The following is a 12,890-nucleotide window of genomic DNA, read 5'->3' on the forward strand; positions in this document are numbered from 1 at the left end:
AAGCTAAGAACATCGGGAGCCGTGTACACGGAAACGGGTACGCACGGATCTAACTGAGAGGTGCGGGGAATAATATCCCCCATCGACTCAACCAATTGCTTGATATTCAAAGACTTAGTACAGTTTTGCGTAAAAACGTAGGTTTTTAATACAGGGGAAGACTTAACATTCCAAGGGAATGCATTGGCATTGCATTGAGAAGCATAAACAATGCAAGCCAACGCATAAACAATGCAAGCTAACGCATAAACAATGCAAGCTAACGCATAAACAATGCAAGCCAACGCATTCACAATGCAAGCCAACGCATTCACAATGCAGGGTATTGCCAAATTTAATTCCCTACAAATTAATGAAATGGTGTATCCGCTCTTGCCAGTTCTTTGTAAGCTTATGGTTTACCGTAAAATACTTGACTAATCTTAGTGCAAAACTGTAGCCTCAAACTACCCCGATCGCTGCTTATAGGAACATGGGATAATTTAGCGTAACCCTGGCTAACACGTTTTTTTGCGTAGATTTAGTCAAAATTGAGTAAAAAAAGCAAATTCATTAACTTATGCTTACTAGCACTTATGATAATTCACATTTCGATGAAAGCACTAATGGGGTTGTTGTAATGGTCGAGCCATACAGCCAAAAAGAGCAAATACAGCAGGTTGTCTACCGCATTTTAGATGCCAATTTAGACCGCGCTCGTGAGGGCTTGCGAATTATTGAAGAATGGTGTCGGTTTGGATTGAATAATGCCCAGTTGTCTCTTGAATGCAAGCGTCTGCGACAAGAGCTAGCCCAGTGGCATACCTCAGAATTGCGGGCGGCGCGAGATACACCAGGCGATCCGGGGACTGAGTTAACCCATCCTCAGGAAGAACAACGAGCTAGTATCAAATCGGTGTTGCAAGCTAACTTTTGCCGCATAGAAGAAGCATTACGGGTGTTGGAAGAATATAGCAAGCTAACCCTGCCTAATATGGCTAAAGCTTGTAAGCAGATGCGTTATCAAGTTTATACCTTAGAAAGTAGTTTAATGGGTCATCAGCGCCATCAATTGTTGTGGCGATCGCGTCTGTATTTTGTGACTTCCCCTAGTGAAACTTTGTTGAACACCGTCGAAGCCGCGCTCAAAGGTGGATTAACGCTCCTACAATACCGCGACAAAACCGCCGATGATTCTCTGCGTCTGGAACAAGCGAGAAAATTACGGCAGTTATGCCATATCTACGGTGCTTTGTTCATCGTTAACGATCGCGTGGATGTAGCTTTAGCTGTCAATGCAGATGGAGTGCATCTGGGACAACAAGATATGCCTATTGCTGTTGCTCGGCAATTACTTGGCTCCCAGCGTTTGATCGGTCTTTCTACCACAAATAAAGAAGAAATGCAAGCAGCAATTGCTGAAGGTGTAGATTACATTGGCGTGGGGCCAGTTTATGAAACTCCCACGAAAGTAGGTAAGGCAGCAACAGGTTTAGAATATGTCAGCTATGCTGCCAAAAATTGCTCAATTCCCTGGTTTGCCATTGGGGGAATAGATGCCAATAATATCAATGATGTGATTGATGCAGGAGCCGAACGTGTAGCGGTGGTGCGATCGCTCATCCAAGCCGAACAGCCTACCCTCGTGACGCAATATTTGCTCTCCCAACTCAATCGCATTAAACCAGAACTTTAAAAGAGTCATTAGTCATTAGCCCAATGCCCCATGCCCAATGCCCAATGCCCAATTCCCCACATAGCTTATGTCTAATGAGATTACCGTTCAGGTAAATGGGGAAACCCATAGTTGCTCATCTCAAACTCCCTTACCCGACTTGCTGCAACAGTTGGGTTTCAATCCTCGCTTGGTGGCTGTGGAGTATAACGGCGAAATTTTACACCGCCAGTTTTGGACACAAACAAAAGTGCAACCAGGCGATCGCTTAGAAGTGGTAACTATTGTTGGTGGTGGTTAGTAAAAATAATTCGTAATTCGTAATTCGTAATTCGTAATTAAGGAACGTGGATTAAATAAAATGCAAAATGCAAAACTTGATCCTGTATCTAGCTTCCCTCTCCAATATATCGGAGAGGGATTGAGGGTGAGGTAAGCCAGGGACATAAACATAAATTGTATGTTATTTAATTCTTATTTCTAAGTTTTGTGACGCGGATTTAGACCGTTTGACTGAGCGCTCACCGAACGTCCGAACGTCTCAAATCACAAGACTCAGATTCCCGACTTCCTAGAGAAGTCGGGGATCTCGTTGTTCACAAAATCGCGTTTCTCCCGTCTGATTTATATAGCGATCGGTGAAGAGTTCTACGCTTGGCTAATTCTTTACCTTTGCGGCCAAGTTTCTCACGTAGTTGCTGGTCTTTGCACAATCGATTGAAAGCTTGAAAAACTTCATAACCAGAATTAGGATTAACTAGTATGCCATTTTCCTCATGTTGAACTGTGTCTAGAACACCGCCTAAACGAGGGGCAATTACAGGTTTACCGAAGTAACTTGCTTCTAAATAAACCATACCAAAACCTTCCATATTATTAGGCTTCGTATCCAATAAAGTCAGCATGGCAAATATGTCGCAAGCTGCATAATAACCTGCTAATTCCCGCTCTGGCACATATCCGGCAAAGTGTACGCGCTTATCTACCCGCAAACGATGCGCCAGAGATTTCAGTTCCGACTCACAAGGCCCTTGACCGCAGATTATATAGTGGACATCGACCCCAAAAGTTAGCAATAGTGGGATGTTATCAATCACTTGGTCGAAACCTTTATGTTTTACTAGCCTTCCTACCGAGAGAATAACTATTGTTGTTTCGGGAATGTTATATCTCTGACGCACGCGAACACGTAAATCATCAAGGCTACTTGGACTTGCGACATTATTACCAAATTTTTCTGGTCTGATTACTGGGTTGATGACGTGGGTAGGGGTATCTAATCGCAAAGCAGTTCTGAGATAGTCTTGTGTATAAGAACTGTTACAAACAATACCTTCGGCTCTATGAAGTGTTAGTTTAAAGAGCGATCGCAGCACGGGATTGTGTAAAGTAGAAAGCAGATCATTGCCGTGCAGATAGATAAAAAAGCGAATAGGTAGGAAATAGCTCAATAGCAACAGTGAAGGGAAGTCATAGCCGTGACCCCACTCTATATAACGGTAGTGATAGCGAAAATAGAGTTTGATTGCTAGCACAAATGAGCAGACGATATTGACTAAAGGCTTCAGGATATTTCCCACACAGCCACTACGCCAGAATCTCGGATTAGACCAGCGATACACGGGAAACTGTTGACCTTCGTCAAATACTTTATCTCCTGAGCAACCAGCCGCTAGCACAATAACTCGTTCTGGATCTTGGAGACAGCGATCATAGATATATTCCCCAATTACAGCTTCTTTGGGCAGGAAGATCCGGGATATGACTAGGATATCTGGGTATGCAGCTTTGTCTCTGATTTCGGCTGTTAGTTGAGAAATATGTTCCATAATCAAGTTGATGACTATATTTCAAATAATTGTTAATTTATTGACAATTAGGATTACTTTCAAAGCCATAATTATTATTTTATTTCTTTTAAAACGAATCTGGTAGATAAATTTGAAGGCTATTTTAGAAGATTAGCCACGAAGATTATTTTTTTATTGTGTTAATTTTATTTTTTCTGCAAATTTCTCACTACTTGAGAATTTCTGTGCATGATAAACAAAAAAAGCTAGCACTTGTAGCCAAATTGCTCAGTGAACAAATGTTGGGAAAATTACGAAATTTAGCTACGTTCACTAGAATATCCTGAATACTCTAGACTCTTGTGCCAAAATGCCAAAAAGTTGGATAAGTATTTGATCGCTATCTGGTGTCTGGCTGGTATTACTGATGGGCATCACGGACACTTGCTAGCCTGTTGTACATACGTAAGTACAAAGCCGCTAGATGTAGTAAATGCTGTTCAGAAGTTAAAAATATCCTCCCACCTTATAACAAAACAAGTAGGATGAAATATTAAAAAAATTAGTCAAAATAATCACTAAAAATTAAAATCATCTGTATAATTCAAAACTGTAGTCTGAAAGTGCTAGTCTTAATACATCGCAACAATTGCTCGAGCGCAAATTTGTGTGATGATGAACATATCTTAAGGTACGGTTCCCCAGTCGAGAAATCCCCCCTGCGATCACTGCCTAGCCAACATGAGACGCGGTAAATTGAATATGTAGCCTTTAAAAGTAAATGCTACGTGAATGCGAGAAACTCGCTTGCTTGTTACGGTCTGGCGTTAGCGACATACCGCAATACTCCTAAGAGCATGGGGAGAAATCATAAAAAATTCTGTTTTTCAAGCGACTGTATTATGCGTAAAAAACTACAACAAACCATCAAACCTCTGTTAAAAACCTTCTTAGCCCTAGTGCTGGTGTTAGCTTTGGCTCTTGGTCACGCCGATGGAGCATTAGCCCGCACTGGGGGTAGGATCGGTGGTGGGTCCTTTAGAGCGCCTTCCAGTCGCACCTATACACCGCGCACCTATGCACCTCCTGGTGGGGGCGGATACTATCCTGGTGGTGGCTTTGGCTTTCCCTTCCTAATTCCCTTCTGGGGTGTTGGAGGAGGATTTGGTGGTATATTTACCATCTTAATTTTCTTGGCGATCGCTAATTTCTTATTGCAAACTTTCCGCCGCGTCTCTAGTGGTGAAACGGGCGAAGCCGATTACAGCAGCAACTCTCCTGTTTCTGTAACTCGTTTGCAAGTAGGTTTGTTAGCTCAAGCCCGCCAATTGCAAAATGAACTCAACCACATTGCTGAAACTGCTGATACTAACACCCCAGAGGGGAGAGCAGAAGTTCTACAAGAAGCCAGCCTAGCTTTACTCCGCCATCCCGAATACTTTGTATATGCAGGTGGTGGCACTCAACAAGCCAGTTTAAATTCAGCTGAAGGTCAGTTTAACCGGCTGTCACTGGCCGAACGCAGCAAGTTTAGCGAAGAAACTCTTTCTAATGTCAACAACCAGCTAAAAGCAGCCCTTGCCAAAGATGCTTTACCCCCGGCTGGTGAACTCGACAACCCCACCCGCCTATTTACCGAAGGTCCTGGTGAATACATTATCGTCACCTTGCTGGCGGCGACATTAGGTAAGTTTGAAATCCCCACAGCGATTAACAGTGCTGATGATTTGCGTCAAGCTTTGCGGCAAATTGGTAGTATTCCTAGCGAAAAGCTTCTAGCAATTGAAGTTCTTTGGACTCCGCAAGCTGAAAATGATACGCTCACATCTGATGATGTCTTGGCAAATTATCCTGATTTGAGACTTGTTTAATCTCTGAAAAATTTCGCGTTTTAGTGCTAAGAAAAAGCTTTACATCTTGGCGCAACAAACAACAAATAAGTTCCCCCTTCAGGGCAACCAGTAGCAAACCGCTTGTCATTCACAAGCGGTTTTTTGTAGAGCTTATACCATTTTCAAAAATCTATGCAACACACCTCCGTGATAGATTAAATAACTTTACTTTTGTCTATTAGTAATTATATTTATAACTTAGGACAAGCGCAGGCATAAAGCTAACTATTATACTGAAGTTCTGGCGCAACAATGAATGATGCGTATCAATATTACGCCTTAGCGGAGCTTAACGAAGTTATCGCCTGCTCAAAAATTGTGTTTTCGACCCCGATTCCAGCAAAATTTTAAGTACTATTGCTTATTGACAAATGGTATACAGTTTTAAACTCTCATGAATGGACAACAAGGCTAAATCGTCCGATTAAATCGCCTGTAACCCTCATTTTCTCGTTACCCCCCTGAACGGTTACAAATAATTAACTTAGATTGTATTCACCAAGCAATTTGCTTAAAGTTATTTTCAAATAAATAGCTCACAATGACTCAGCTGAACGAATTCAGTTGGTGTAGTTTACATAATTCAATTACTTGAAAATAGCTGTAAGAACCAGAAGCAAAGCCTGCCAAGGTGGACTTCGGTTCTACAAACAGATTGGCATTGAGCTATATGATCAGGACTTACGCAAATGTAACGTATTTTCGTCATTGCAAGCATTGCTTCGCTTAACTGCGTTTGCCTCGCATTGAGCAATCATCGTTGCGTAAGTCCTGATAATCACTCGGCAATCAATATTCATCCATCAAAGGAGAAAATATATGACGATAACTATAGGAGTTATAAATGATTTGTAAAAGCCTCAGAAACCGGTTTCTTAAAGAAAATCGGTTTCTGAGGCTTAGGATTTTCACAAATGATTTAGGATTCCTATACTTCAACCCAGACAACAACCAATCTTCAACAGTTTTACACTGAACTGTTGAAAGACTCAATACTGCTTTGAAAAACTTGAAATTTAATAAGAGAGTTAAAATTTATGTTTGGCAAATTTCCATCCTTAATAGCTTTCCGCGTATTTGCAGGAGGGTTGCTATTAGTATTTGGGTTCAGCGAGCTGGCCACAGCGCAGCTTTCATCAAGTTCTGATCAAACTAGTTTTGAGTTATTTCCTAACAAGCAGTTCATTAATTGCATGGCAGCTACTCCTGGAGTCACGCCTCGGGTTCAAGCCATCGTCAAGCGTGGCAATCTGAATGACAGTCTGACTTTGAGGCTGACAAATTTCAAGCCTGGTTTGCAGTTTGACCTGTTTACTGTAGAGAATAGTCCTCAGCAGGCATTCGGTACTCCAAACCCAAATTTCAAGAACTTTGGTCTGGCTTGGTATCAATCTGACGTTGAGCCTGGACTTGTGACAATTAAAACTATCCTGCTAGATCAGATTTTCGGTTTTGATCCGCAAGTGAACTTACCACCTACTAACACTTTCCATATCGGGTTTTGGTTTAACAACCCTAAAGATGCTGCTGCGTGTGGCTTTGATGTTAGCAAGCCTACCCCCTTTAATGGTGAACACAAGGCTGGTCCATTAGGATTTATTAGCCGACCTAATTCTCTAACCAACCTCGGGCCACTTTGCATCAAACCTAACACCTCAACAAACCCGCCTACTTGCAACCCTTAACCTGTTGATTGAAGACAGAAGTGTGACTTCTAATTTGTCATCATTGACTGGCTCTATTGGATTGCGAGAGGATATAAGTTGCATCCTGCATACACTGATTTGGAGTAGCAAATGAGCGCAAAGGACGAAGGCTAAATAGTTAAATTCTAAGATAAATAGCGAATGACGCGGCAGGGATTACCAGCAGCGACAACATTCTTAGGTATATCTTTGACAACTACACTGCCCGCACCAATGGTTGTGTTATCACCAATAGTTACACCGGGGCAAATAATTGCACTGCCACCAATCCAGACATTATTACCAATGTTAATTGGGGCAGCTAATTCTCTACCAGAAAGACGAATTTCCGGCTCTGTTGGGTGATAAGCAGTGTAAATTTGTACATAAGGAGCGCACAAAACATTTTCACCAATATGAACTGTATTGCAGTCTAAAATGACGCAGCCATAGTTCATATATAGTTTTTCGTCAGCATAAATATTACTGCCATAGTCACAGTGAAAGGGTGGCACAATTGATGCTTTATTACCGATCTTTCCAAATAATTCTTGTAAAATTTGCTGCCGTTGCTCTTGCTGTTCTTCGGTTGTAGAATTATACCTTCGCAACAGACGACTAGCTCGTTTATTTTCGGCAGCCAATTCTGGATCTTCCGCCAGATATAATTCGCCTGCGAGCATTTTCTGTTTTTCGGTTTTCTCCATGACAGACTTATATAAAATGCAACACTTCATCCTGTATCTAGCTTCCCTCTCCAATATATCGGAGAGGGATTGAGGTGAGGTAAGCCAGGGACATAAATTGTATGTTATTTAATTCTTATTCCTTAATTAAATATGGCATAAGTCCCTTTTCCCTGCCGTTTAGCTCTGTACATCGCAATATCAGCATCCCGCAGCAAATTTGCAGGCTCCTCATAATTTCTAAAATTCCAAGTAATACCAATGCTGGCTGTAGCAGATAATTGATGTCCATTCAGGTTAAGTGGCGATCGCAAGGAGTCTTGAATACGTTGGGCAAAATTGGTGGCATCGGTAATATCTTTGATATCCTCCAACAGAACAGTAAATTCATCACCACCAAATCGTGCTACAGTATCGGCACTGCGTAAGCACGACTCTAAACGTCTAGCGATCGCTACTAAAAAATCATCCCCGATTCCATGCCCAAAGCGATCGTTAATCTTCTTGAACCCATCTAAATCCAAAAATAAAACTGCAAAATAATAATCGCTTCGGCGTCTGCTACGTTCAATTGCTTGTGTGAGCCGATCTAAAAATAAAACCCGATTCGGTAATGCTGTCAGTCCATCATAAAACGCATTGTGAATCAGTTGTGCTTCTGTCTGCTTACGTTTGGTGATGTCTTGAAAAACTAAAACCGAGCCAGTAATATTGCCATTTTGATCGCGGATGGGTGCAACATTATCCCCAATCGCTATTTCATTGCCATCTTTGGTAATCAGTGTAGAGTTTTCTGGTAAATTTAAAACTTCACCTGTTTTGATTACATGTATGGCTAAATTTTTAATTGTTTCTGCTCCATCTTTATCAACTAAGTTAACGACTTCTACTAAATCTTTACCGAACGCTTCACTTTGCTTCCAACCAGTGATTAGTTCTGCTATGGGATTCATCATTTGAATACAACCATTTGCATATGTCACAATCACTGCACATCCCATACAGTTAATAATTGCCCCCAGCCTGTGTTTTTCTTCGTGTAATATCTTTTTGCTCTGATAGTTGTATAGAGCCATTTCAATCGCAAAATGTAAATCACTTTCAATAAATGGTTTGACTACGTAATTAAAAGGCTCACTTAGATGATTTCGATGTAATGTTTTATATTCCGAACCCTCTGTTAGATATACTACAGGCACATGGAAGCGATTCTCGATAGTATGCGCTACGTGTAAACCGTCAATTTCCCCAGCTAGGCAGATATTAATTAATACTAAATGTGGATGAGTTTCTGCTACTTTTTTTATTACCTCTTCACCACACTTAGTTATTTCTGAAACAGAGTAACCTAGTTTTTGTAAACTTTTTTTAATATTTGAGGCTGGGATTTTTTCATCCTCAACAACTAGGATTTTGCAGCTGAACATTTTAGGATAACCTGTTTGCTAAGGTTCAAATTTTTCTTGTGAGTGTTAACTCGATAGAAAAGTCATTACTCTTATCATAAACAATCTCTAACTACCTATGTTCTTGTTTCACATAAATACCAGGGCAAATACACGGGATTTCTAAAACATTTACTGGACAAGAATCTTGATGAAAAAAATAGCCAATGCCCAAACCCTTAGTATTAAAGGATTCTTATACTTTAGATGCGTTTGCCTGATCTAAATATTCAACTAAGGATCAAATAACATCATGTTATTAACCTCCGATAATTTTTGTGTTTGTCAAAGCTAATTCTGATGAGTTCATGCAGTTAATGTCATGTAATTAAGATCAATATAAGTTACGATGTAATTATCGGCAATCAAAAACTGATTTTCAAAAATATAAATATTTTTCTCCTAATACAAATTAATAATTATCTGGAATTAAAGATTTTAAAAACAGAATTCAGGAGTCAGGAGCCAGAATTCAGAATTGAATTTTTTGTGACTGGTGTAAGCGTTGCGGTAGCGAGTATTCTTCCAAGGGGAGATGCCTTTGGCGAACGAGCGTCGCCAAAGGCATAGCAACTCTTAGAGTTGCTATGCGAACGCTTAGGAATAAGAATTAAATAACATACAATTAATGTCCCTGGCTTACCTCACCCTCAATCCCTCTCCGATATATTCGAGAGGGAAGCTAAATACAGGATGAACTTTTGCATTTTATTTAATCCACGTTCCTTATCTTTATAGCGTTTCCTAATCACATGAGGTACATCATAGTTCCCTCCTCGCTTGCTTTTATACCATTTCACACAAACCCTGATACATATAGATTTCTCGTAGGGGCACAGAAAAAGCTCATTGGTGTTAACTTAAGCCAAAACCTTTTAAAACCTCGTTTCCAGCCTCTTGCTGGAAATGCAGTTCCTGGTGGCTCTGCCGCAAGTTACGGAGGCGGAGCCTCAATGAGGAGCATTCCCAGTCGGAGACTTCTTTTCGAGATAATGAGATAATCTGCTAAAAGCTGATTCTAGGCTGGTTTTCACCTGAAGTTGACACGCATGAGCATTGCTGTGCCTCTACCAACGTATTTGTATCATTATTAAAGTAAAACGGTATTAGGGGGTTGGGGGTGGGGTTCTTGTACCTCACTCAACTGAGAACCGCTATAGAGCAAATTAGCGTTCGCGTAGCGTCTCGTAGAGAGCGTCTGAAACTGTCTTAAATTTGGAATTGTGAGTAAGTTGTTAAGTATACAACTTGCATTATCAGGGCGGGCAAAATGTCCACCCCACAATCATATTGAAAAAATATTTTTTAGTCGTTTTGTGCTTTAAAGATTGGACTTACTTTTAGTGAGTTCAATGCTAATTTTGCCACTAAAGTCTGGGATAGGTGCGGCAGGTTTGCTCAGAATGACTTGGACTTGTGTTACACGATCGTATTCTTGGAGAATAGAATCTGCGATCGTTGCTACCAATTTCTCCACCAAAGCAAACTTAGACGTTTTCACCAGATGTTGTATCAAGCTAATGACGCTGCGATAATCTAAAGTGTCTTCGATCGCGTCAGTCTTGGCCGCTGTGGAGATATCCAACCATAACTTGACATCCACCTCAAACCATTGCCCTAGCACCTGTTCTTCTCGTAGATACCCAGTGTAGCCATAGCCGCGAATTCCCGTTAAATGAATGCAGTCCATAAGAGTTTGAGAGCAAATTGTATATTTTGTAGAAAGTGGAGCAAGTTTGCTTGGAGATTTTCTTTCCCAGATGGATTTTAAATTGAATTTCCCTAGACAAAATCTAAAATTTCAGATTTTTTATAGCTATGTCTGATTTGATACCGATCGCCTTTAAAAATGTTAATCAACTTTGGGCTTATATTTTAACAGAGACACTAAAGCGCCTGGGATTGACTTGTGCTATCATTTGTCCTGGTTCACGCTCTACACCCTTAGCGATCGCTTTTGCTCAACAAGTACCTGAGATTGAAGCGATTTCCATTCTCGATGAACGTTCCGCCGCCTTTTTTGCCTTGGGACAAGCGAAAGCAACCGGACGCCCTGTGGTACTTGTTTGCACCTCTGGTACAGCAGGAGCAAATTTTTATTCAGCAGTCATTGAAGCTTCATATAGTCGCGTGCCACTGTTAATATTAACCACCGATAGACCGCCAGAATTGCGAGATTGTCACTCTGGGCAAACTATAGATCAATTGAGATTATATGGAAACTATCCAAATTGGCAAACAGAGTTAGCCTTACCTTCCCCTGATATGGGAATGCTAGCTTATCTGCGACAAACGGTAATTCATAGTTGGGAAAGAACGCAAACTCCTACAAAGGGGCCAGTACATTTGAATATTCCCTTTCGCGATCCTTTAGCGCCTATTCCTGATGGAACTGACTTGAGTTATTTGCAATCACAGTTTCAACCAGAAGATTTCTTCGCAGAAATAGCAAACCCATGCCCCATGACGCCAGTTGCTTCAAGTCGGCAGAGCCGCCCAACGCACTGGCTCCCCCATGCCCCATGCCCCATACCCAAAGAATGGAAAGAATGCGATCGCGGCATTATCATTGCAGGTGTTGCCCAACCGTCGCAACCACAGGAATATTGTAGAGCGATCGCGCACCTTTCCCAAACTCTCCAATGGCCAGTGCTAGCTGAGGGACTCTCCCCAGTCAGAAATTATGCCGAACTCAACCCCTATTTAATCTCCACCTATGACCTGATTTTGCGAAATCAGCAACTAGCAAAGCAGCTAGTGCCTGAAATGGTGATTCAGGTGGGTGAAATGCCTACAAGTAAAGAACTGCGTAACTGGATAGATGCAACGCAACCCCGACGTTGGATAATTGACAATAGTGATCAAAACCTCGACCCTTTGCATGGGAGAACGACGCATTTACGGATATCTGTAGAAGACATAAAAGCAGAGGAGAGAAATTTATCTTTCTCCTCAGACTATGGAAAGAAATGGTGTGATGCGGAAACTCAGGTTAGGTTAGTTATTGACCAGACGATGGGGAAAATAGATGAAATCATTGAGAGTAAAGCAGCTTGGTTAATTTCTCAGATTTTACCACCAGGAACGCCTCTGTTTATTGGCAATAGTATGCCTGTGCGGGATGTGGAATATTTCTGGAAACCGAATAATTTAGGAGTGCGATCGTATTTTAACCGGGGTGCAAATGGCATTGATGGCACATTATCCACAGCTTTAGGAATGGCACACCGCCAGCAAAGTAGTGTGATGCTAACGGGAGATTTAGCTTTGTTGCATGACACCAATGGTTTTTTAATTCGCAATAAGTTTATCGGACATCTTACGATTGTGTTAATTAACAACAATGGCGGTGGCATTTTTGAAATGTTACCCATTGCCAAATTTGACCCACCATTTGAAGAGTTTTTTGGCACTCCCCAGGATATTGATTTTGCTCAGTTATGTGCTACTTATAATGTGCAGCATGAATTGATTACTTCTTGGCAGCAGTTGCAGGAAAGATTAAACCCACTTCCAACTACAGGAATTCGAGTTTTGGAGTTGCAGACAAATCGCAAATTAGATGCCAAGTGGCGACAGGATAATTTAAGGAAGTTTGCCGCAGATATTGCAATTTAACTATTACGTTAGGTGTTTCTGAATAGCGATTAGGTGAAAATTAATAAATATTTCTGGTATCAAAGTTAAAAGTACTTTATCAAAAGTATTTCAATTACTGATGTTAATTTACAGTCTTCT

Annotated in this window: 10 protein-coding genes; 5 read left to right on the plus strand and 5 right to left on the minus strand. The window is 41.1% G+C overall.

The window, feature by feature from the left end; genetic code table 11:
• Positions 1–332 (minus strand): hypothetical protein (locus V7L05_RS10790; RefSeq protein WP_335164153.1); only part of this gene is annotated, 332 nt, incomplete at its 3' end.
• Between the two features lie 227 nt (positions 333–559).
• Here V7L05_RS10790 and V7L05_RS10795 point away from each other — a divergent pair.
• Together V7L05_RS10795 and thiS are read left to right on the plus strand one after the other, a co-directional pair.
• On the plus strand, positions 560–1,675 hold the full coding sequence (locus V7L05_RS10795; RefSeq protein WP_335164154.1) for a thiamine phosphate synthase: 1,116 nt from the start codon (positions 560–562) through the stop codon (positions 1,673–1,675).
• A 67-nt stretch (positions 1,676–1,742) separates the two neighbouring features.
• Positions 1,743–1,955 carry a sulfur carrier protein ThiS gene (gene thiS / locus V7L05_RS10800; protein WP_335164155.1) on the plus strand — a complete coding sequence of 71 codons (213 nt, stop codon included), beginning with the start codon at positions 1,743–1,745 and terminating at the stop codon, positions 1,953–1,955.
• A gap of 295 nt (positions 1,956–2,250) precedes the next feature.
• Here the strand turns inward: thiS and V7L05_RS10805 are convergent, their stop codons facing one another.
• Positions 2,251–3,483, minus strand: a complete 1,233-nt coding sequence (locus tag V7L05_RS10805; protein WP_335164156.1) for a glycosyltransferase family 4 protein — start codon at positions 3,481–3,483, stop codon at positions 2,251–2,253.
• A gap of 863 nt (positions 3,484–4,346) precedes the next feature.
• Here V7L05_RS10805 and V7L05_RS10810 point away from each other — a divergent pair.
• Both V7L05_RS10810 and V7L05_RS10815 read left to right on the plus strand, forming a co-directional pair.
• Positions 4,347–5,315 carry a DUF1517 domain-containing protein gene (locus V7L05_RS10810; protein ID WP_335164157.1) on the plus strand — a complete coding sequence of 323 codons (969 nt, stop codon included), beginning with the start codon at positions 4,347–4,349 and terminating at the stop codon, positions 5,313–5,315.
• Positions 5,316–6,529: 1,214 nt separating this feature from the next.
• The gene (locus tag V7L05_RS10815; protein ID WP_335164158.1) at positions 6,530–7,021 is read left to right on the plus strand and encodes a hypothetical protein; all 492 of its coding nucleotides are present in this window, start codon (positions 6,530–6,532) and stop codon (positions 7,019–7,021) included.
• Positions 7,022–7,167: 146 nt separating this feature from the next.
• On the opposite strand, the gene V7L05_RS10820 is transcribed toward V7L05_RS10815, so the two are convergent.
• The 3 genes from V7L05_RS10820 to folB form a co-directional block, all read right to left on the minus strand.
• Complete coding sequence (locus tag V7L05_RS10820) at positions 7,168–7,728, minus strand: sugar O-acetyltransferase (RefSeq protein ID WP_335164159.1); 561 nt, start codon at positions 7,726–7,728, stop codon at positions 7,168–7,170.
• Between the two features lie 122 nt (positions 7,729–7,850).
• Positions 7,851–9,134, minus strand: coding sequence for a GGDEF domain-containing response regulator (locus V7L05_RS10825; RefSeq protein ID WP_335164160.1), 1,284 nt, complete (start codon positions 9,132–9,134; stop codon positions 7,851–7,853).
• Between the two features lie 1,339 nt (positions 9,135–10,473).
• On the minus strand, positions 10,474–10,842 hold the full coding sequence (gene folB / locus V7L05_RS10830) for a dihydroneopterin aldolase (RefSeq protein WP_335164161.1): 369 nt from the start codon (positions 10,840–10,842) through the stop codon (positions 10,474–10,476).
• A gap of 128 nt (positions 10,843–10,970) precedes the next feature.
• Between folB and menD the strand changes: the two genes are divergently transcribed.
• Positions 10,971–12,770 carry a 2-succinyl-5-enolpyruvyl-6-hydroxy-3-cyclohexene-1-carboxylic-acid synthase gene (menD, locus tag V7L05_RS10835; RefSeq protein WP_335164162.1) on the plus strand — a complete coding sequence of 600 codons (1,800 nt, stop codon included), beginning with the start codon at positions 10,971–10,973 and terminating at the stop codon, positions 12,768–12,770.
• The last annotated feature ends 120 nt before the right edge of the window (positions 12,771–12,890 follow it).

The organism is Nostoc sp. (genome assembly GCF_036917755.1).
GTDB lineage: Bacteria > Cyanobacteriota > Cyanobacteriia > Cyanobacteriales > Nostocaceae > Nostoc.

What these genes read in the sequence shown, in the direction of transcription:
- V7L05_RS10820 (WP_335164159.1), bottom strand. Translation starts at nt 7,728, where the DNA reads ATGGAGAAAACCGAAAAACAGAAAATGCTCGCAGGCGAATTATATCTG.
- menD (WP_335164162.1), top strand. Translation starts at nt 10,971, where the DNA reads ATGTCTGATTTGATACCGATCGCCTTTAAAAATGTTAATCAACTTTGG.
- V7L05_RS10825 (WP_335164160.1), bottom strand. Translation starts at nt 9,134, where the DNA reads ATGTTCAGCTGCAAAATCCTAGTTGTTGAGGATGAAAAAATCCCAGCC.
- V7L05_RS10805 (WP_335164156.1), bottom strand. Translation starts at nt 3,483, where the DNA reads ATGGAACATATTTCTCAACTAACAGCCGAAATCAGAGACAAAGCTGCA.
- V7L05_RS10795 (WP_335164154.1), top strand. Translation starts at nt 560, where the DNA reads ATGCTTACTAGCACTTATGATAATTCACATTTCGATGAAAGCACTAAT.
- thiS (WP_335164155.1), top strand. Translation starts at nt 1,743, where the DNA reads ATGTCTAATGAGATTACCGTTCAGGTAAATGGGGAAACCCATAGTTGC.
- V7L05_RS10810 (WP_335164157.1), top strand. Translation starts at nt 4,347, where the DNA reads ATGCGTAAAAAACTACAACAAACCATCAAACCTCTGTTAAAAACCTTC.
- folB (WP_335164161.1), bottom strand. Translation starts at nt 10,842, where the DNA reads ATGGACTGCATTCATTTAACGGGAATTCGCGGCTATGGCTACACTGGG.
- V7L05_RS10815 (WP_335164158.1), top strand. Translation starts at nt 6,530, where the DNA reads ATGGCAGCTACTCCTGGAGTCACGCCTCGGGTTCAAGCCATCGTCAAG.